Here is an 18,935-nt window from a genome sequence, read left to right as displayed (position 1 = left end):
GACTAAACAGGACTCATTTTTGTTTCGGTGATGGTAACTAAAAAATTTTAACCATGGCAAAACAAAGCAAGGATGCAGTAAAGCATGAGATCCAGGAATTAGCGATTGGCAACTACAAGAGTTATCCTGCCGATTATGAGACAGGTCCGGTAGCCGTTTCGCAGAATATTCAGTCGCTGGCCAGGGGCTACTGGGACTGCAGAGAGTATAAAGAAGTAGAACGGGATGAACGTTTAGGAATAGGATTGGAAGATTATCAGCATTGGACGAGTGAAGCCTACGATATTTTTATGCGTGCCAATGGACAAACGATGAATTAATATGCTGTCGTATTGTTGCGATAGGCCCGGTACTGCGGTACCGGGCCTATTTTTTTGAATAGTGCAACTATTTGAAGCATAAAATTGTTTTATTGATTACGGTGGATTCACTGCCATTTATGTAGTGGGCACTACACCTGCTTAATGATCTGTTTACGCGAGCGTCACCGCCCTTTTGAGCTGGTGTTCTATACCCCCTAATGCATGGGACCAGTGGCTGAACCTGCCATTAATCCTAAAACTTCGACATATGAAAAATTTTATTTGTTTGCTGCTGCTGCTGGTAGCGGGGGGTGGGCTGTTTGCCCAAAAAGCTACAACCGCCGTTACTACAACAGCCGCTGTGGTAAAAGAAGAAGACCTGGTAACACAGATCTTTGGTAAGAACAAGGAATCACTGTTCAGTGAGTTCCTGAAAATTTCTCCGATAGAGGAGCGGGCCTTCCAGGAGGCATTCCTGGAATATGAAACAGAAAAAAGTCCGTGGTTATCGGAACGTATTACGTTGCTAAAAATGTACAATGAGGAATTTGCTTCCCTGGACGAAAAGAAGTTGAATTCACTGACCAAACAGCTGATTAACAACGACCTGGAATTTGGTCGTTTGCAAATGCGTTATTTCCGTCGCATGAATAAGTTGCTGGGGGCTACCCGGGCGGCAGCCTTCTTCCAGCTGGACAACTACCTGGAGCAATCATCGAGGGTATACCTGCAGCACAAGCTACCTTTTATCAAGGAGCTGGAGTCCGACCGGCAGGAGTATACACATGAGGGTAAGCCGTTGACCAGGAGATAAATCAAACCTTTTCTTCCACGAAGTCCTCACTACGTGGAATGTCGTTAAATTTCTCGAGCAAATCTGGCGTAAGTCCTGTCAGCTTACGTTTGCGGGTATCCATCCAGGCGCCGTCCACCAGCACCGTAGCGGATTTGGTACCATCGCCCCTGAAAATTTCGTGTTTGATAGACCAGCGGGAAGCGTCAGATTTGCATCGGGTCATTTCGCAGGTCACCTTCACCGTATCGTTAGGGTTTATTTCCCGGTGATACAGTAATTCCTCCCGGAAAAGGATGGGTCCTATTCCCAGGCTTAAGAACTGACGGGCATCCAGTCCTACCCGCTCCAGCAGGCTAAGCCGGGCTTGCGCCGCGAAATCAGCATAGGCCGAATGCCGCAGATGCATGTTGGCATCAATCTGTGACCATAGTACAGGTCCTTCAAAAAATACGTTCATGCTTAAATTTACGTAAAAAGGGGATAGGAAGCGGAGGGGATAGCTACCTATAACGGCTATACGTTGGCGGCTACTACCCTTGTATACCTGCCAGGGTGGGCTATTTTAACGATTTTTTTTAGTAAAACAAATTTTTTTTGGATCGATACGTTTTATACTTTCGCGGCATGGAGAGTTGGCAGAGCGGTCGATTGCGGCAGTCTTGAAAACTGTTGACTGTAACAGGTCCCGGGGTTCGAATCCCTGACTCTCCGCTAGTAACATTCTTAAAAGGTGCTAAAAGCCTGTAGATATTTAATTTACAGGCTTTTTTATTTCCCGAAATGCCAAAAATCATAACATTTTCACGAAATGAATCGCGGCATTCGTGGCATTTATTTACAAAGAACTGTGTCTTCTAAGAAGAATGGTCACTTTTTACAAATTCCAAAATAGGATTTAGCACTTGTTCCACATATTCCTGCTCCCTGGCATTACTTTTTTTACTGTTAGTGAAGGTATCGCTGATGGAATAATTTTTCATGAACTGCTTTTTCTTTTGACCGATTGCATATTCCATGCAACCGGGATCCCCGGAAACGTTGATGATCGTCATTTCCTCAAACGTCATTAACCGTTGTCTTAGAAAAGGTGCGTTAATTCTGTAAATGACCCCCGCATTTTTGTCAAATAGAAACTTCACATTTACATTAAACAGAAAATCATAGATCGCATAAAACACCATAATGGCTCCGATACCATACAGTGTATACCTGATGTGGTTATTCATCCAATTGCCCATAAAAGGAACTGTCGCAAAAATTAAAACGGACAGCAGGGCAAACGCTTTTATCTTGGGCATAAAGCCAAAATAGGGTTTAATGCTCAGCTCCCGGGATGTTATTTTCAACTGATATTTATTCATATTTATCGTCTCTTTATTTACCAGGCCTCTTTATACTGAAGATATTCCGTGTTATACTGCCAGTAACCACGCCATCCTGTTCCTCTTGTAACAAATTGTTTCAGGTAAGCCCTTATGCCCGACAATTCGGGCAAGTCAGATGCGCCAGCGGGAGTGGTTTTTACCGGGATGTAATTTGTCGAAAAGCCAGAAACGTACCTGTTGCTATTTTTGTTCAGCCATAAAGGAACTTGCTGTCCGCCTAATTTGCTTCAATTCCCATGATCGCTGACACTTCGTTGATCGCATCTTGGGCAGATTGTTTGTTGAATAACCCTGCTACAATGGGTACACGCCTCTCGTTTCCATTGTGAGTGAATATAAAAAAGGCTGTACTATCCAGTGTTATAAAGAGATACTTAGTGTTAAGTACATAGAAATTTTCAAACTCATTAAAGTGATAAACAACTTCGTTATTCAAGGCATTATTTTTATGGGCAATGGTTTTTGCGTTGGGGTCAATCGTTAATTTTTTGGTTGTTTTCAATAAGTTGATCAAGCCCAAAAGCAGGAATAGTAATGCAGCCCATATGCCAATTTTCTTTTCCGGCGGAATAATAATATATACTGCTACTCCGATAGCCAGGCATACTACCGTGCGAACAACTGCTGTGGACATACTGCTTTTCAAATGAAATTTGTTCCCTTCCTGCGTGAAATATTTGTAATTGCTCATTTTTGAATTTTATTTACGTAAAACAATACACATATTAAAGATACTCCTGCGTTACCCGGTCTGCTTTCAGCTGCAATTGATAAAAAGTCAGCTCAATTTTGCCCCTTGCTTTACACAAAGGGCATTGGGCAATGGAGATGGGAATTGTTTTAAGGAAGAGATGACTTTTGTATACGCTTGCAGTAACCAGCATGGTATTAAATTCCGGGGGGATCTCAATACCCTGCTAGTTGATAAAAGCAAATTTGTCCTCGAACATTTTGCCAAATACCGGTACCGGTTTTTCGGCGCCATTGCCGGCATTAATCATTCCCAATATCCAAAATACCGTTAAAACATATCCGATCAGGCCCAGGAATGACAGTGCCGGCGTGACATAGGCTATAATGTTCAAAACAATACTCACTGCAATGCTGATAATGCCCAGACCCAGAGATTGCTTCAGATGGTATTTAAGTAAATTGTCTGCCCGGTCTTTTCCGGAAAAATAAGCAATCAGCCATCCAATCAGTGTAATGTAGGAGATAACAGATAAGGTGCGGTTGTTCATAAAATGTAACGATTTGTCGGGCAATATTGCCTGGCACAAATATCCGTTTGGAACACCGGGCGTTCCAAACCTTGTTATCCTACAAAGCGTCTACCTTCTGAGCGAACGAGCGTCTACAATACGACTACATTGTTTTAATATGGTTGTTTATCAATTATTTATATAGAATGTTTATATTCATATTGTTTTATTCTTGCGAGCACTTTTACCAATTTATAGTAATTTGCCGGCATGAAATTCTTGCTGTATTCTCTATTAATATGCATTTATATTAGCCTGTCATTGGATGGTTTTGCACAAACGGCCGCTGCTCAAAAAGATCAGCCAGGTATTTTTTTACAACAGGCTGAAAGCGAAAGGATCAATAAAAACTATGAAGCTGCTTTGTCTGCGGTCAGGCTAAGCATCCAAACCGCCTTACAAAATAAAAACTATACAGGAGCAGCCAAAGCTTACACGCTGCTGGTAAATATTAAGAGCAACACCAAAGAATTGACCACACTGAAGGAAACAAGCGACTCTGCCCTGTTAATGGCCCAACGGGCGAATGACCCGGTGGCAATGGCCTACGCTTACTATGCCCGGGCACTGTTATATAAAACCCTCGACGATGCCGAAAATGTGGTGAAAAATTGTCAGGCCGGCCTGAAAGAGCTGAAACAGAAGATGGATCATACCATCGCTGGTAAATTATACTATCAACTGTACGCGGTAAATTCAACCTGGAATAACGAAGATAAAGTAAACTTCTACGCCCGGAAGGCAACAGAAAATATCCTGCAAACAAAGGATTATAACATGTTAAGCAACTGTTATACTGCGCTGTCGGTAGCACATGAGTATAACTATAATACCCAAAAGGAAAAGCAGGAACTCGATAGTACCTTGTTTTATTTAAGCCAATCGGAAGCGCTTTACCGGCAATACCCGGGTCAGGTGGCCGATTATACCTATGCCATTGCATGTATTAATATCGCCAGCTGTTATCTGAAATATTTCCCGGAAACAGACGAAGGGGCCAAATCCCAGGCTGTTCATTTCGCCAAAACCGCCAGAACCGTGTTGAAAGATGCAGGCAATAGCCAAGAAGTTGTGGCCAGTAGTTTAGGAATATTAAGCGAATATGCCCGGAGGGAAAATAACAATGCCGGGGAAGAGCGCTATTTGCTGGACGCTTACGAGGTAATGAAAACTGAACAACCGCCTTATTATTATACTATGATCAATGTGGTAAATGCATTATCGGCTCTTTATAAGCGCAAAGGCGACTACCAGAAAGCATTGGAATACCAGGAAAAGGTAACAGAATACAGCAATAAAAATTTTAGTCAGAAGCAGGCACAGAATGCCCAAAAGCTGGAGATACAATACGAAACAGAGAGGAAGGATAATGAAATGAGGGTACTGAAAGAGCGGGAAAAAAGCCGGATGCTGCAAAATTATTTGTATGCCTGTATAGCAGTGGCTTCCTTACTTGGCCTGGTGTTTATGTTCCGTTCCTATCATTTCCGCCTGCGCTATGCCATGCAACGGGAAAAGCAGTTACAACTCGAAAAGCTGGATTCTGAGTTACAGATAAAGCTTCAGAAGGAAGAACAGGCAAGGCTCGTGGCAGAGCAGCGGTTGATGGAAACCCAGCAACAACAGCTTCAAAAGGAAGTAATGGCCAATGTATTACACCTGGAACATAAAAACCGCATGTTGCTCAACATAAAGGATAAATTATCTGAAGGCGACCCGGTAAATATGCAAAAGATATTAAAAGAAGAACTGGTCATTGACAACGACTTCGAAAATGCAAAATTGCAGATCCAACGTGTTCATCCCGATTTTTTTAACCTGATTAACGAAAAAGCGCAAAGAAATCTCAGCCCGCTTGACCTGAAGCTATGTGCCTATCTTTATCTTAAAATGGATACTCGGCAGATAGCCCAGCTAATGAATATCGAAGCCAAAAGCGTCCGGATGAGCCGCTACAGGATCAAGCAAAAGCTTGGACTGGGAAAAGACGAAGACCTGAATGTTTTCTTGCAGGCTTTGGGCAGTTAAACCCGCAGATGCCCCTACTCAGGATTGTTGCCGTATACTTTGTTTAACCTTTTCCCGGTGTTGCCCTCCCCAGGCACTTAGTTCACCTATCAGACTTTTTAAAGACCAGCTGTACCCGGTTGCCTCATAGATAATGGTTACCGGCGTGGTTGGATATACATGACGTTTGATAAAGTCATTCAATTCCAGGTCCTTTAATTCTTTCGCCAATATCCTGGAAGATATATCCCTCATTTCATGCTGAATCTCACTGAAGCGCTTTGGAGATTGCATTAAACATAGGATCAACGCCAGCTTCCATCTTCCGTTAATAACAGACAGCGCATCAAGGGCGTTTTTAAGCGAACTTGTACATGCTTCCTTGTCTGGAAGGGGCTCATTTATAGTCGTTGTCATAAACACAAATGTAATTGTATTACATAAATGTAACCGCTTTCCTTTATGTAAGTAGTCCCTTTTGACTACCTGGTAACCATAATTTTGTTGTTGATAATTCGGTATGGTATCCTTTCCTCTTTAACAAAAAATGAAATCGGACGGCCCCGGAATTTAAAATGACAAAATTATAAAACAGGTAAATTTTATGAAACGTATCCTTCATTTAATGTCAAGTATACAACAGAAAGGATCGCATAGCATCCAGCTGGGTCGTGCTATCATCGAAAAGATTCAGGAGAAGTATCCGGGCAGCATATTGGAAGAATTAAACCTGGTCGATATCGACATTCCTCATCTGAACCCTGCTGTCCTTCGTACCTTCTTTATTCCCGGAGATCAGCTCACGGAAGAAGAAAAAGGATCTATACGTTTTTCTGACAAGATGGTGGCGCAGTTGTTGGCAGCAGACATTATTGTGATCGGCGCTCCGCTTTACAACTTTACGATTCATTCCTCATTAAAGGCCTGGATTGATCATATTACAAGGGCAGGCATCACTTTTGGCTATGGTGACAATGGTCCAGTAGGGAAGGTAACAGGGAAAAAGGTGTATGTCGCCATGTCTTCTGGAGGCGTTTATTCAGATGGCCCCGGTAAGGCTAACGACTTTGTTGCACCTTACCTGCATGCGTTCCTGGGCTTTTTAGGCATGAAAGATTTGACAGTAGTGCGTGCCGAAGGATTAAAAGTGCCAGGCATAATGGAGTATGCTATGGAGAAAGCCATAGATAGTATCAGCATTGATTAGAATGTCTTTTAATTAGCATATAGGGCGCAATCCCGGACGCTATTGAAAATTGAAGGAGTTATTTCGTGTTGAAATAACTCCTTTCAGGTTTTATATGTGGCGGATGTTATTAATTTGCCGGCGCTTTTTCTGCGTCATACCATTCAACTGTCTTATGAAGTACCTCTTCGAACTTAAAGAGGTCATCAATTGTCATAAGTTCTGTCTTTGTTTCTTTCTTTTGCTCGTCAAAAGTGCCGATATATTTTCGGGAACTGTTAAAATACAACCGGCATATTGTTTTCCGGTTATTGTCGTCCAGGAGTATCGCGAAATAGGACAGTGCATCGCGATAGGCTATCCTGGCTGGCTTCACCCTTTGGCGAAGGATTGTTTTCACAATCATGTAGCCTTCTTTCTCCTCCTCGGTGGTTTCAATCACTGCGCCTTTCTCTTCAATGACGGCAACTGCTGTTGTTGCTTCTTTTTCTACCTCAGGTGGCTCGGCGTCATTTTCTTTTTTCAGCGCTGATTTGAGCCTTTCCGTTATCAGGTCATTGATGTATTGTTGTATCGACTTCTTCGTAAGCGCACCCAGCTGCTCCACCACTTTTGACGTTAGCATTCCCCTGTATATCTGTTTGGCAAAGAGTTTAACCAGTCCCTCAGAGGGGTTTTGGAACTCAGCATTGATCAGCGTTTTGAGCTCATTCATATATTTTAGCTCGCTCGCCGTGGTTTGAATGCTTTCCAGGTTGAAATATGACTTGTGGAATTTCTTGAGTTCTTCAATCTGGTTATCTTTTATGTCCGTCACGTTAAACTCAAAGAATGGTTTATCATCCATTTTATTCTGCTCCGCAAGATCTGTATAGAACCGGTAAATAATGCCATTCGACAATAGGCCGAACTTGGCGCTGGTAGTATGGAAGTACCGGAAAAGCTGGGAGTTGTGCGGGTCCAGGCTTTCTCCCCAGTGTTTACATTCTATGAGTATGGAAGGCTTGCCCTCTTTCAGGATGGCATAGTCTACTTTTTCGCCTTTCTTGATACCGATATCCGCAATGAATTCGGGCATTACTTCAAACGGGTCAAACACATCGTAGCCCAGCACTTTAATGAAAGGCATGATAAAAGCATTCTTGGTAGCTTCTTCTGTTTGAATCTGGTTTTTAAGCTTTTCGACTTTGTCGCCGAAGAGTTTGATTTCATCTTTAAAATCCATCGTAAATTTTTTTTGATATTGATGTTGTCTGCAGTTTTATCATTCAAATCCTTTTCCCAGGGCATCAAGTCGCCGCATCTGTAAGTTCATGTGGTGCAGTACCACTTTTTCGTAATCATTAGACTTGTCGCCCATTTTACTGAATAATACCAGCATCTCGATAAACAGGAAAAACAGGATCCACAAGCACCAGAAAGCCAGGGCCACATGAGAGGCGGATAACATTTGGATCATGATGGTTAGATCGTCCAGGAATCCCGTATGTGCTTTCATTTCTGCTTCAAGGGCGGGCCTGATGTGGAGCAGTTCATTTTCCTTTTGGGCTTTTTGTTGCCGCATTGCGCCAATGGTAGAGTCGAGAGAGGGAATCAATGCTATTTTGGGATTGGGCACCAGCATTGATGTAACGGTACGGTCAGTCACTGTCTTCCAGGCCTCCGTATCCTTTCCGGAAGATGTGACGGTTTGTACAGGCACCCGCTTAGTGGTTGTTTGTATCGTGGTACCAGTTGTGGTAGGATGTTTACTGATATCTTCGACGTAATTATCTTTTTCCTGCTCTTTTTTATTAATCGTCGTATCCAGCGCGGCCATCTGCTTCCGTAGTTCTTCTGTTTTCAAGGGCAGTATCCTATTCACTTTTTCCGATATGTAGGAAATCTTTTCAATCTCGATATCTTTCTCAAACAGAATCTGGTCGATGATCACAGCGCCGAGGTTAGACATTATAAAGGCCAGGCAGCCCCTGAGGATGAGCAGTAACCGGCTGGGATGAATAGATAGTACGATCTGCTTTTCTACCTGTACAATGATCAGGGTGGAGAGCATGCCAGCCAATAGGCAACCTGGGAAGCTAAGTGACAGGTAGCGGTGTGCAAATGCGAAACCAATAAAAAACCACAGGATGCAAACAATCAGTATGGCTGCTGTATATTTCTTCACGGATTTAAAAGCAGCTTCGCTGCAGTTGCGTAAAATGTTATAGTTGTATCCGGTCATAAAGCAGCCGAAACGAACCCATAGATGTTTCATAACGCCCGGTTTTAGAAGTTTTTGTTCAGGATGATATGACTGGAAATGGCGGCCAAACCATTCCTGAATCCCCGGCTATAGCTGATAATGATACCATGTCCAACGCCCTCGTTGAGCTTTGCCTGGGCTTCAATTTCTTTTACCTGGCTGATATGGCTCTCCGCAATTTCCTTCTTGATGGTAAGCTCTTCTACGGTATCGATCATGCCGCTCCTGCTTCTGCTCGAAATGTGGAAATTAATTTGGCGGATAAAGTCTTCGTAGAACGTTTTTACTTTTCGGATGGATCTTTCCAGGTCATTCTTTAACGCAATCACATTTTGCTCCAGGTGCGTTGTATCTGGATTGATCAATGCGTCGTTATAGCCTTTGGATTCATAATTCTTGTCGAGGAAATCATATAAGAGATGTATGCCGCCGTTAAACGGCGTAACTGGTTTTTCATCGGCAGGCTCTTTTTCCGGTGGTGCCTTTTCAATGAAAGTTGTTTCCGGGATATCCGGTATAGCGGTTTCAATGGCCATGGTATGGGTGTGCCCATTCTGGCGTTGCCGGTTGAAAATATCAAATAAGCTCATATCTATTTAATTAAATAGTGATGGTGGGTACTTTGTATTTACTATGCCCTTTACTATGACAGGATTCGCAAAGCGTGATGAGCAGATGACCGGGATACTCCCAGGGAAGGCGGAATTGTTGCTCGCGTGCTATAAAGTGGTATTGCCGGTGATGCACTTGCAAGTCTTTGTCGCTGCGGCAGTGCACACAACGATGCATATCACGTTGTAATATTTCCTTTCGTTTCGCCTTCCAGTGAGGGTGAAATAATAGTGCGCCATAGCTGCCGTGAGATTTTCCGTTGAGGAAGCCAGGGTCCGGAGGTCTTGCGGGGGCAGCTGTTGCCGGAATATCTTCCTGGATATACCTGCTATAAAATTGATCTCCCTTAAACTGCAAATATCTATGTGGTGAGTTGCCTGGAGTGGTCATAATAACAACAATTGGAGTGTATTGAAATATAGTTCCGGTCGGGGCCAGGTCATTGTTCCCACTTGCAAAGGGTCCTGGTGGCCATTGCTTTTTCGAGGGGAATACTGATGATTTGATGCTTACAGTTGCTGAGTCCACGGCAATTCACATTATAATGATACCTGGTAGCATATTTGCTGTCGCAGATATACACGTTTACCGGTTTGCAGTGAACACAGCCTATAAGCAGCCAGGCGCATAAACGTTTCATGGATCGATGGGTTCGGAGATAAGGGGTTACAAAAGAACTGGCAGTATCGTTTAACTTGTATGACAGGGTCTGCAACAAGTAAAGCAGCCATTTGCCTTTGGATAAAGTTTCTTTGCTTTGCGGATGGCTTCCTGGCAAGTTTCAAATTCTCCGATCTCTGTCCGGTTAAACATCATGGAAAAGTATTCACAGGTACTAACGTGCACTTCATAGTCGCCGTTATACTGAACGTTGTTGTTGACGTAATATTTTCGTTTCATAGCGTTGGTTATTTTATGAAACAAAAATAGATTCCGTCAACCTTCTTTTTTTATGGGAAACCGTAATCGCCTATTTTTTTTGAGATGCCTATATAGCGCCTAAATCCTTGCAGTAGGCCACCAGTTGTTCATTCTTGGTAAAGCCAAGGGCATCTTTCATTTGGTTGAGTTTTTTTTCTATGCTGCTTAGGCCGGAAGGTTTTATTCCATTACGTTGCAGGTGTGCAGGTATGTCTTTCTGCAGCATTCCTTGCGCCAGCAGTGTGATGATGGTGATATCAAAATCCGAGAATGAGTAGGCGTTCTTTTTGTCGATCAGCTGCCTGATATGGCGTGGGAAATAGCGGCGGTGAAGGGCTATTTCGTTAATGGCCTCTTTCAACTCCCGGGCATCGTGCCGGGCTTTGCGTACAAATCCGTCAACGTCATAATTGTTGTAAAGCTGGTCAATAACAGCCGACCTGTTTTCTGCCGAGAAGACCAGGATATTCAGGTCGGGCTGCACTTCCCTGGCGGCGGTAATTAGCTCCATACCCCCAGATAGTACCTGTTTATGGTCATCTGGGTCAAAAGACAAATCTGTAATAAGGAGATCGAAAGAGCTGTTGGCTTTAACTGCCTGTACTATCTTATTCAACGCGTCATCGCAATAATAGGCATATGCGACGTCGGCGATGCTGAGTTCTTCCAGCGTTTTCTGCACGGAAATATTGGCGCTTTCGTGATCTTCGGCAATAAGTACCTTTGTAATCATGAGGATTGAGCTATTGGAAAGGAAATGTGAATTTTTAACCCTTTTGCAGGATGTTCAAATGTATATTGCCCGCCAATTCTTTTAATACGGTTTTCCGTATTCTGCAATCCGTTCCCATACTTAACTTGCGGAGAAATACCGATGCCATCATCGGTATAGAGCACCTGAACCCGGCCCTGGTGATAATCGAACTTTATCATAACAGCATTGGCCTGGCTATGTTTTTTCATATTGACCATCAATTCCTGCAGGATATGTTCTATCTCATGCTGTACCTGCTCATTGGTCCGGCTCCAGAGTAACGGGCCGTTGCCAACGATCAGGACCTTGATATGTTCAGAGCCGAAGGACTGGAGCAGTTCGTCAATTTTAGCGTGAAAAGGAGTTACTGAGGTGGTGGAGTGCTCGTACGAGATATCGCGGGATCGCTCATACAGTACCTCGATCTTATCTATCAGCTGCTCTTTATCTACTGCTGGTTTATACTCCAGGTCAGCCATGATGCGGTACAGGCCATTGGCCACTACGTCGTGTACTTTCTGGGAGGTTTTAAGCTGATGTTCCTGTATAGCTTGCCGGGAGGCAAGTTCTATCTGTTGGCGGCGCCTGCGGTACCGAAGGACCAGCACAATTCCGGCGATGATGAAGAAAAGGATGGTCAATGCCAATATGAATCGCTGTACTACGAGCTGGGTTTTCTTTTGGGCATTGTCCTTTTGCAGCTGAAGGTTATCGGCCTTATTTTTTGCGGCTTCATACCGGATTAGGGCGAATTGGTTCTTGGCGGCGTTTTTCGCCGTTTGGATGCTATCTGTCAGGTATTGGTAACGGGCAAAGTAAGATTTCAACAAATTGGTGGGGCTAAGTGTAATAAGTTTTGATAATGCCTCGACTTCGTCGTCCGGACTTTTCATTTCCCTGGCCATTTCATACCTTTTCCCGGCATAGTAGAGTGCTGAATCGGGTGAGGAAACGGTATAAAAGTCCGACAGATGGGCGTAGCTGGCATTGAGCCCCCTGATATCATTGGAATCCTTACGGATTTGTAATGCTTGTTGCAGCTCTGTCCCGGCTGGATAAGCGGAATCTTTCAGCCATTTGGTCCTGGCATAGTTGGAAAGTACCCGGGCATACTCTTTTTGCTTGCCCTTACTTTTAGCCAGCAGGGATTTGTATAAATTGATCGCCTGGTCATAGTCGCCTTTCTTCTGGTAAGTAAGGGCTATACTGTTGAGTGCTACTGCTTCGAAGTCCGGGTCTTTTATGTATTTAAGCGCTTTCTGGTAGTAGTCGATCGCGGCGTCATAGTTTTTAAGATTAAGACAAACATTGCCCAGTTCATGGTAGTCGGAGCTGAGGCACCCCTGGTCTTCTTTTTTGTATTCATCGAGATAATTAAGGGATTTCAACAGGCTTTCCTGTCCTCCGTAATGGTCTCCCTCATATGCCTGGATGATACCCATATAAGTATAGGCCATGGCAATATCCAAACTGTCGGTCGCCTCAGTTGCCACCTGGTTGAAATAGTAGAAAGCAGAGTCGTTATTCTTGTTGAAGTAGGATTCTCCTTTTTTCAACGTGGGGGCAGGAACAGGTTGTGGAACTTCCCGGTTGGAAGTACAGGCTGCCAGGCAGCCAAGGAATAAGGTCAGGATAATGTTTGAGGGGCGCACCAGGGATTATTTCTCTTAAAAGTATTGAATTTCTCCATGTTGAGAAATTATTATTAACCGCTATAGAAAAAGTGAGGCAAGCATTGCTTGCCTCACGGAGATGATCTATCAGGGTTTCCTTGGAGGAATAGTTCCTGTTTCGCCGCCGGTATCATCAAGAACAGTGACCTGTGGATCATTATTATGGTTGCCGTTGTTGGAGTGGCTTGGGTTCAAGAGTGCCAATAAGAAACTTAATATAATATGTAACATAGTTTTAGTTTTTTGGATGTTTAGGAAATAGGCTGCCGGTTGCCGGGCAGCCGGCAGCGGCGTTTTGAGTCAGTGAAGAAGCGCTTCTTGCTTTTTTGGGAAGGAGTGGGCGTGGATTACGGAAGCTGATCATCGCTTCCCAAGCCGGTAACCGGCTTCCGCTTTCTTTGCCCGGGGTGCATTGGTTCTGTACAGAGAGCCTCTTAGCAAGGGAGGCGTTACCCGATTGCAAAACAAAGATAGATCGAGGTAAGAGGTTGATTTACAAACAATTCCGATAATTCCAGTAATTCCTGGTATTCCATTTATAATTCCGGGAATGCGGGTTCAATTCCGATTATTCAGTTCTATAATTTCATTTATGGCAACAGTTTTTATCGACTATCAGCGGCTGGTTATGCAGGCGTATGAACAACAAAGGGAAAACAATACGCTACCTCATGGCCTGATGTACCTCACCCCTGCAAAACTCAAAGAGGAGTGTGTAAAGAAATGCACGACAGATGTGAGCAGGAAAGATGAAAAGGTGATCAGGGATTTCTGTGGGGATTTGAGTGAATCGAAAAGCTGTCAGGCTATCCTTCAGCGATGTGATACGGATAAGTTCAGGCCATTGGTGAATTATTTGAGAGGGAAGTCGGGGAGGCCAGATGAGAAGAATATTGAGCTGTTGGCCTGGTTAATTGACTTTCGGGGCAGGCCCTGGGAAATGGGAAAAACGATTACCGGCGAGGAGGATATAAAGGAAGGCCTGGTGTTAGATGATACTGGCCCGGCAACAGGAATACCGGCAGCACGATTCGGTTTGCTGGCCACCCCGCCGCCAACCAGCAGTGATGGGCCTGCCGGAAATCCGGCAATTCCGGAAATTCCGATGCATCTGCCATCGATGAATGATACAAAGGGCAAGGAAAATGAGAGCGTTGAAACTGCGGAGCCCAGTAAGGAAAAACAAACAGGGAGAAAGTCAACGAAAACGTTGGCGGCCGCGGTAATGATATCGCTGGTATTGGGAACTGGCGGCATGTGGTGGTGGAAGGATAAACTGGGCTCCGGAGGGTGCATGTACTGGCATGAAGATCATTACGAGCCGGTAGCCTGTGACCAGAAAATACCTTACACGACGGTTATAGCATTAGATGCAGAGAAGCAGCAACATTTCAGGAAGATAACCAGGCCGGATACTATCACCTACCAAGCTGTTGGAAAGGTTTGGTATGCTAAGATTAAAGGGAAAATGGAATATTACACATGGGCAGGAGAGCATCCGGAGGTTTCTGGTTACCAGTTAAAGCCAATTACACCTTATATTATCGACAACCACATTCATTCGACGGTGAGTACAAATCAGTAGCCCTATGGTAGCCCTATGAAAGTAATACGGGCCGGGCACTAACCTGGAGGAAACCGTTACAGTAAATGAAAAAGAGATAATATTTGGTTATTTTTCCCCGCGAAACCAGATTTATGAAGAAAATAGGATTTTTATCGTTCGGGCACTGGTCTAATCATCCAGCCTATAGCACCCGTACAGCCAGCGATACGTTGCTTCAATCTATTGATCTGGCAGTTGCTGCGGAAGAAATTGGTTTAGACGGCGCCTATTTTCGGGTACATCATTTTGCAGCCCAGTTAGGATCTCCATTTCCATTGCTTTCGGCTATCGGCGCCAAAACAAGCAAAATAGAGATTGGAACGGGCGTAATTGATATGCGTTACGAAAATCCGCTGTATATGATAGAAGACGCAGGGGCGGCGGACTTAATTTCAGCCGGGCGATTGCAATTGGGAATCAGCAGAGGGTCGCCGGAGCAGGTCATTGATGGATGGCGTTACTTTGGATATGAGCCGGCGGAAGGAGAAACGGACGCCGATATGGGGCGCCGTAAAGCATTGGAATTCCTGGACAAACTGAAAGGCGTCGGTTTTGCGGAGCCTAACCCGTACCCAATGTTTCCGAATCCACCGGGCCTGTTGCGTTTAGAACCCTATTCGGAAGGATTGCGGGAGCGTATTTGGTGGGGCGCCGCTTCCAATGCTACTGCTGTGTGGGCTGCCGAAAACGGCATGCACCTCCAAAGTTCTACCCTGAAGTATGACGAAAGCGGTAAACCTTTTCATATACAACAAGCCGAACAAATCAGGCTTTACAAAGAAGCCTGGAAAAAAGCGGGACATACCCGCGAGCCAAGGGTTTCTGTGAGCCGGTCTATTTTCGCATTGGTAAATGACCAGGATCGCTATTTATTCGGACAGGAAACCAACCGGGTCGATAAAATCGGGATGATTGAGGCGGACAAACGCGCTATTTTCGGAAGGAGCTATGCTGCTGAGCCAGATCAGCTCATCGGGGAGTTGGCTAAGGACGAGGCTATCCAGGAAGCGGATACACTCCTGTTGACCATACCTAATACATTGGGTGTTGATTATAACGTGCATGTATTGTCTGCTATTTTGGAGCATGTGGCGCCGGGGTTGGGTTGGCGATAATCTGCTATAATAAAGACACTTCATTAAATGTGATACAAAAATTCACACCGGATTTTTGTATCACATTTTTAGTTTACGGGATAACGGTGGCATCTCCCGGTCATTTTTTAAATAGGAAACTTGCCTTAAACGCCTTCCTTCTCTCCATTCATTAACCTTCCTTAACATTAAAGCAACCCTTGTTAACCTGCTTTGGCGTGCTGTGAAATTACATTCGTATTTGTAAAAGAGTACTATGAAGAAATACTACCTGCTACTCATTGCATGCTGGTGGTCCTTTGCCGCCTATGCACAAAAAAACGGCTCCATTAATGGGAACCTGCTCGACACTATAGCGCATCACCCGGTAGTTTCCGCCACGGTAACGCTGCTCAAGGCAAAGGATTCATCGCTTGTAACGTTTACGATGACCAATAACAAAGGAGACTTTGAACTCAATGGACTGCCGCCGGGCGACTACCGGTTGTTGTTTACCCACGTGAGCTATCACAATAACCGCCGCCTTGTTACCATCCCTGCCGGCAGCCCGGAGGTGCGGCTACCTGTTATTATCATGCATGACTTAAGCAGAACCCTCGATGAGGTGGTGATAGCGGGAGAAGCGCCCCCGGTGACCCTTGTCGGCGACACCATTCAATACAACGCAGGTTCTTTTAAAACTGTCCCCAATGCCAGCGTGGAGCAGCTACTTAAGAAAATGCCCGGCATACAGGTGGGAAAAGATGGTACCGTAAAGGCGCAGGGCCAAAAGGTAAACCGCGTACTGGTGGATGGCAAAGAGTTTTTTGGCAACGATCCCAAGATAGCTACTAAAAATCTACCCGCCGACGCGGTGGATAAAGTACAGGTATATGACCGCCTCAGCGATGCCGCACAACTCACCGGCTTCGACGATGGTAACAGTGAAAAGACGATCAACCTTAAACTAAAGGCAGACAAGAAAAAAGGCATGTTTGGTAAAGCCAGTGCAGGCGCAGGAACCAGCGATCGCTACGAAGGCCGTTTCAACGTAAACTCCTTCAAAGGCGCCCGGCAGCTTTCCGTTATCGGAATGGCTAACAATACCAATGCCGAGGGCTTTTCGTTCATGGATATGATGAGCTTCACTGGTGAACTGAATCGCATGCGGCAAAGCGGTAACGCCAGCTTTGCCATCAGCTCGGACGATCCGGTGAGCGCCCTCATGGGAACCGGCAACAGTAACGGCTTCAGAGATATATGGGGTGGTGGTATTAACTATAATAATATCATCGGCAAGAAAGTAGACTTTACCAGCAACTATTTCTATAACCATTATAATCCGCACCAGGAAAGTAGTTTACAGCGGCAATACTTTTTGCCTGACTCTACTTACAGCTATCAACAGCAGGCCCGCAGCAACAATATCAATAATACCCACCGCGCAAATATAAGCGCCAACATACAACTGGATTCCACGCAGTCGTTGAAAATTACCGGTACTGCAGGCTACCAGGAAAATGCCGGCAGCAGCACATCTAACTATAAAACGCTGACGGGAGCACAGGTAACAGCGAACGAAGGATTCAGCGACAATCAGTCTTCCGGCAAAGGCAGCAATGTAGCGGCAGATATATTATACAGGAAAAAATTCCGGCGGCCAGGGAATACCTTCTCACTGGGGCTCCAAACCAGTTTTAATAATACGGAAAGCAACGGCAGTTTATTATCGGTCAATCACTTCTATGTCCACGGCGGCTCGCAGCCCGAATATGATTCCATACATCAGCGAAATTCCGTGTCCGGTAACTTGCGGAGTTATAACGCGCGCGCTGTATATACGGTTCCGTTACTCAAACATTCCCTGCTGGAGCTGAGCCTGGGCAATAGCAGCAGCACTAATACGGCCCATAAGGTTACCTACGATTACAACCGGCAAAATGGTAAGTTCGACCAGCTGAATCCTTTGCTCAGCAATAATTTTGAAAATACATATGGCTATAACAATGCCGGGTTCCGGATACGTACCAAACAAAAGAAATTCAGTATTGCCGCCGGCATCAACTGGCAGCAGGCAGCGCTGGAGGGAAAAATCATTGCAGGTACCAAAGACTCGGTGATCCGCAAAACATTTTATAACCTGCTCCCGTCTATGCGGTTTAAGTATGACTTTACCCGCTACCGGAACCTGAGTATCAATTATGCTACGGTCACTAATCAACCCAGCATGTCGCAGTTACAGCCGGTTCCAGATATTAGCGATCCACTGAATATCAGGGAAGGCAATCCTTACCTGAAGCAGGAGTTCACCCATGCGGTGCAACTGAGTTTTATTTCGATAGATCCTTTCAGGAACAAAAATATTTTTGCTTTTTTTAACCTGCAGGAAACACAGCACAAGATCGTAGACAATGACGTGGTGGATAGTTTGGGTATTAAACATAGCCGCCCGGTAAATATCAACGGTGTGTATAATATGACCGGTAGCGTCAACTGGGGAATGCCTTTGGGCGTATGGGGCGGTAGTTTAAATGTAAGCAGCAATATGGGCTACAGTAAAACGCAACAGTTTATAAATACCGCTGCCAACACGATCCGCACATTTACCTTCGGGCCCGCTGTTCGTGCAGATCTGAACCCTTCCGAAAAGCTGGATCTGTCGCTTAGTGCAGGGATTAATTATTACAAAACGGATTACTCACTGAAATCCGCCCTGAGCACAGCGTATTTCTCACAGCAATATGAAGGAAGTCTTAACTGGCAGCTGCCAGCGAGCTTCTATTTCTCCGGGAGCCTCACCTATATCATCAATAGCCAACGGGCCAACGGTTACAACAACAACATCCCGCTCTGCAATGTGTCGATAAGCAAACAGTTCCTTCATTTTAACAGGGGCGAATTAAAGCTGAGTGTATCGGATCTCTTTAATGAAAATGTAGGGATCAGCCGCAGTACTAATCAAAATTATATTGAAGATAGCCGTATCACGAATCTTCAGCGTTTTTTCCTGCTGAGCTTTACGTATAGTCTCAGTAAAAACGGGCTTTCGGCCGGTGGTAAAGCGCAGATGTTTAGGATGAAAGCTCTGTAACAAAAAAAGCTCCGGAGTTATC

The 18,935-nt window shown here is 44.7% G+C and carries 20 protein-coding genes and 1 tRNA gene; 8 read left to right on the top strand and 13 right to left on the bottom strand.

Translation table 11 applies throughout. The annotated features are described in order from the left end of the window. Positions 1 to 53 precede the first annotated feature (53 nt). Positions 54 to 320: a hypothetical protein gene (locus HGH90_RS29500; protein WP_145674052.1), complete on the top strand. Its 267-nt coding sequence runs from the start codon at positions 54 to 56 to the stop codon at positions 318 to 320. A gap of 250 nt (positions 321 to 570) precedes the next feature. Further along, complete coding sequence (locus HGH90_RS29495) at positions 571 to 1,116, top strand: hypothetical protein (RefSeq protein WP_169192591.1); 546 nt, start codon at positions 571 to 573, stop codon at positions 1,114 to 1,116. Between the two features lies 1 nt (position 1,117). Here HGH90_RS29495 and HGH90_RS29490 read toward each other — a convergent pair whose 3' ends face one another. Continuing rightward, on the bottom strand, positions 1,118 to 1,555 hold the full coding sequence (locus HGH90_RS29490) for an acyl-CoA thioesterase (protein WP_168764605.1): 438 nt from the start codon (positions 1,553 to 1,555) through the stop codon (positions 1,118 to 1,120). Between the two features lie 169 nt (positions 1,556 to 1,724). On the opposite strand from HGH90_RS29490, the gene HGH90_RS29485 reads away from it, so the two are divergent. After that, positions 1,725 to 1,809, top strand: a tRNA-Ser gene (locus tag HGH90_RS29485). A 143-nt stretch (positions 1,810 to 1,952) separates the two neighbouring features. Here HGH90_RS29485 and HGH90_RS29480 read toward each other — a convergent pair. The 3 genes from HGH90_RS29480 to HGH90_RS29470 form a co-directional block, all read right to left on the bottom strand. Next, positions 1,953 to 2,459: a hypothetical protein gene (locus tag HGH90_RS29480; protein ID WP_169192590.1), complete on the bottom strand. Its 507-nt coding sequence runs from the start codon at positions 2,457 to 2,459 to the stop codon at positions 1,953 to 1,955. A gap of 241 nt (positions 2,460 to 2,700) precedes the next feature. Next, positions 2,701 to 3,174 (bottom strand): hypothetical protein, encoded by a 474-nt coding sequence (locus HGH90_RS29475; protein WP_169192589.1) that lies wholly within the window; start codon positions 3,172 to 3,174, stop codon positions 2,701 to 2,703. A gap of 226 nt (positions 3,175 to 3,400) precedes the next feature. Next, complete coding sequence (locus HGH90_RS29470; protein WP_168764602.1) at positions 3,401 to 3,724, bottom strand: DUF4870 domain-containing protein; 324 nt, start codon at positions 3,722 to 3,724, stop codon at positions 3,401 to 3,403. Positions 3,725 to 3,955: 231 nt separating this feature from the next. On the opposite strand from HGH90_RS29470, the gene HGH90_RS29465 reads away from it, so the two are divergent. Further along, the gene (locus HGH90_RS29465) at positions 3,956 to 5,773 is read left to right on the top strand and encodes a helix-turn-helix transcriptional regulator (protein ID WP_169192588.1); all 1,818 of its coding nucleotides are present in this window, start codon (positions 3,956 to 3,958) and stop codon (positions 5,771 to 5,773) included. Positions 5,774 to 5,791: 18 nt separating this feature from the next. On the opposite strand, the gene HGH90_RS29460 is transcribed toward HGH90_RS29465, so the two are convergent. Next, positions 5,792 to 6,169, bottom strand: coding sequence for a winged helix-turn-helix transcriptional regulator (locus HGH90_RS29460; protein WP_169192587.1), 378 nt, complete (start codon positions 6,167 to 6,169; stop codon positions 5,792 to 5,794). A 187-nt stretch (positions 6,170 to 6,356) separates the two neighbouring features. Between HGH90_RS29460 and HGH90_RS29455 the strand changes: the two genes are divergently transcribed. Beyond that, a complete protein-coding gene (locus HGH90_RS29455; protein WP_169192586.1) occupies positions 6,357 to 6,959 on the top strand; it encodes an FMN-dependent NADH-azoreductase in 603 nt (200 codons plus the stop codon). 109 nt (positions 6,960 to 7,068) lie between these two features. Here the strand turns inward: HGH90_RS29455 and HGH90_RS29450 are convergent, their stop codons facing one another. From HGH90_RS29450 to HGH90_RS29415, 8 genes are all read right to left on the bottom strand, one after another. Then, a complete protein-coding gene (locus HGH90_RS29450; RefSeq protein WP_169192585.1) occupies positions 7,069 to 8,163 on the bottom strand; it encodes a type I restriction endonuclease in 1,095 nt (364 codons plus the stop codon). Between the two features lie 39 nt (positions 8,164 to 8,202). After that, positions 8,203 to 9,195: a DUF4407 domain-containing protein gene (locus HGH90_RS29445; RefSeq protein ID WP_169192584.1), complete on the bottom strand. Its 993-nt coding sequence runs from the start codon at positions 9,193 to 9,195 to the stop codon at positions 8,203 to 8,205. 11 nt (positions 9,196 to 9,206) lie between these two features. Next, a complete protein-coding gene (locus HGH90_RS29440) occupies positions 9,207 to 9,773 on the bottom strand; it encodes a hypothetical protein (protein WP_169192583.1) in 567 nt (188 codons plus the stop codon). Between the two features lie 10 nt (positions 9,774 to 9,783). Further along, positions 9,784 to 10,185, bottom strand: a complete 402-nt coding sequence (locus HGH90_RS29435; protein ID WP_169192582.1) for an HNH endonuclease — start codon at positions 10,183 to 10,185, stop codon at positions 9,784 to 9,786. A 49-nt stretch (positions 10,186 to 10,234) separates the two neighbouring features. After that, positions 10,235 to 10,435 carry a hypothetical protein gene (locus tag HGH90_RS29430; RefSeq protein WP_168764594.1) on the bottom strand — a complete coding sequence of 67 codons (201 nt, stop codon included), beginning with the start codon at positions 10,433 to 10,435 and terminating at the stop codon, positions 10,235 to 10,237. A gap of 50 nt (positions 10,436 to 10,485) precedes the next feature. After that, a complete protein-coding gene (locus HGH90_RS29425) occupies positions 10,486 to 10,695 on the bottom strand; it encodes a hypothetical protein (RefSeq protein ID WP_211092980.1) in 210 nt (69 codons plus the stop codon). 88 nt (positions 10,696 to 10,783) lie between these two features. Next, the gene (locus HGH90_RS29420) at positions 10,784 to 11,449 is read right to left on the bottom strand and encodes a response regulator (RefSeq protein WP_169192581.1); all 666 of its coding nucleotides are present in this window, start codon (positions 11,447 to 11,449) and stop codon (positions 10,784 to 10,786) included. After that, positions 11,446 to 13,122, bottom strand: a complete 1,677-nt coding sequence (locus HGH90_RS29415; protein WP_169192580.1) for a tetratricopeptide repeat protein — start codon at positions 13,120 to 13,122, stop codon at positions 11,446 to 11,448. Before HGH90_RS29415 ends, HGH90_RS29420 begins: the two co-directional genes overlap by 4 nt. A 613-nt stretch (positions 13,123 to 13,735) precedes the next feature. Between HGH90_RS29415 and HGH90_RS29410 the strand changes: the two genes are divergently transcribed. From HGH90_RS29410 to HGH90_RS29400, 3 genes are all read left to right on the top strand, one after another. Next, on the top strand, positions 13,736 to 14,728 hold the full coding sequence (locus HGH90_RS29410; protein WP_169192579.1) for a hypothetical protein: 993 nt from the start codon (positions 13,736 to 13,738) through the stop codon (positions 14,726 to 14,728). Between the two features lie 113 nt (positions 14,729 to 14,841). Then, positions 14,842 to 15,864 (top strand): LLM class flavin-dependent oxidoreductase, encoded by a 1,023-nt coding sequence (locus HGH90_RS29405; protein WP_168764589.1) that lies wholly within the window; start codon positions 14,842 to 14,844, stop codon positions 15,862 to 15,864. A gap of 235 nt (positions 15,865 to 16,099) precedes the next feature. Further along, positions 16,100 to 18,913, top strand: a complete 2,814-nt coding sequence (locus tag HGH90_RS29400) for an outer membrane beta-barrel family protein (protein ID WP_169192578.1) — start codon at positions 16,100 to 16,102, stop codon at positions 18,911 to 18,913. The last annotated feature ends 22 nt before the right edge of the window (positions 18,914 to 18,935 follow it).

Origin of the sequence: Chitinophaga sp. Ak27 (genome assembly GCF_012726295.1) — a bacterium.
Lineage (GTDB): Bacteria > Bacteroidota > Bacteroidia > Chitinophagales > Chitinophagaceae > Chitinophaga.
The sequence above is the reverse complement of the archived record's forward strand: the minus strand, read 5'-3'. Positions and strand labels throughout refer to the sequence as shown.

Excerpts from the sequence above, each read along its gene's own strand:
- HGH90_RS29490 (WP_168764605.1), bottom strand. The coding sequence starts at position 1,555 with ATGAACGTATTTTTTGAAGGACCTGTACTATGGTCACAGATTGATGCC.
- HGH90_RS29495 (WP_169192591.1), top strand. The coding sequence starts at position 571 with ATGAAAAATTTTATTTGTTTGCTGCTGCTGCTGGTAGCGGGGGGTGGG.
- HGH90_RS29405 (WP_168764589.1), top strand. The coding sequence starts at position 14,842 with ATGAAGAAAATAGGATTTTTATCGTTCGGGCACTGGTCTAATCATCCA.
- HGH90_RS29430 (WP_168764594.1), bottom strand. The coding sequence starts at position 10,435 with ATGAAACGTTTATGCGCCTGGCTGCTTATAGGCTGTGTTCACTGCAAA.
- HGH90_RS29500 (WP_145674052.1), top strand. The coding sequence starts at position 54 with ATGGCAAAACAAAGCAAGGATGCAGTAAAGCATGAGATCCAGGAATTA.
- HGH90_RS29470 (WP_168764602.1), bottom strand. The coding sequence starts at position 3,724 with ATGAACAACCGCACCTTATCTGTTATCTCCTACATTACACTGATTGGA.
- HGH90_RS29465 (WP_169192588.1), top strand. The coding sequence starts at position 3,956 with ATGAAATTCTTGCTGTATTCTCTATTAATATGCATTTATATTAGCCTG.
- HGH90_RS29440 (WP_169192583.1), bottom strand. The coding sequence starts at position 9,773 with ATGAGCTTATTTGATATTTTCAACCGGCAACGCCAGAATGGGCACACC.
- HGH90_RS29420 (WP_169192581.1), bottom strand. The coding sequence starts at position 11,449 with ATGATTACAAAGGTACTTATTGCCGAAGATCACGAAAGCGCCAATATT.
- HGH90_RS29455 (WP_169192586.1), top strand. The coding sequence starts at position 6,357 with ATGAAACGTATCCTTCATTTAATGTCAAGTATACAACAGAAAGGATCG.
- HGH90_RS29410 (WP_169192579.1), top strand. The coding sequence starts at position 13,736 with ATGGCAACAGTTTTTATCGACTATCAGCGGCTGGTTATGCAGGCGTAT.
- HGH90_RS29445 (WP_169192584.1), bottom strand. The coding sequence starts at position 9,195 with ATGAAACATCTATGGGTTCGTTTCGGCTGCTTTATGACCGGATACAAC.
- HGH90_RS29450 (WP_169192585.1), bottom strand. The coding sequence starts at position 8,163 with ATGGATTTTAAAGATGAAATCAAACTCTTCGGCGACAAAGTCGAAAAG.
- HGH90_RS29425 (WP_211092980.1), bottom strand. The coding sequence starts at position 10,695 with ATGAAACGAAAATATTACGTCAACAACAACGTTCAGTATAACGGCGAC.
- HGH90_RS29460 (WP_169192587.1), bottom strand. The coding sequence starts at position 6,169 with ATGACAACGACTATAAATGAGCCCCTTCCAGACAAGGAAGCATGTACA.
- HGH90_RS29435 (WP_169192582.1), bottom strand. The coding sequence starts at position 10,185 with ATGACCACTCCAGGCAACTCACCACATAGATATTTGCAGTTTAAGGGA.
- HGH90_RS29480 (WP_169192590.1), bottom strand. The coding sequence starts at position 2,459 with ATGAATAAATATCAGTTGAAAATAACATCCCGGGAGCTGAGCATTAAA.
- HGH90_RS29400 (WP_169192578.1), top strand. The coding sequence starts at position 16,100 with ATGAAGAAATACTACCTGCTACTCATTGCATGCTGGTGGTCCTTTGCC.
- HGH90_RS29475 (WP_169192589.1), bottom strand. The coding sequence starts at position 3,174 with ATGAGCAATTACAAATATTTCACGCAGGAAGGGAACAAATTTCATTTG.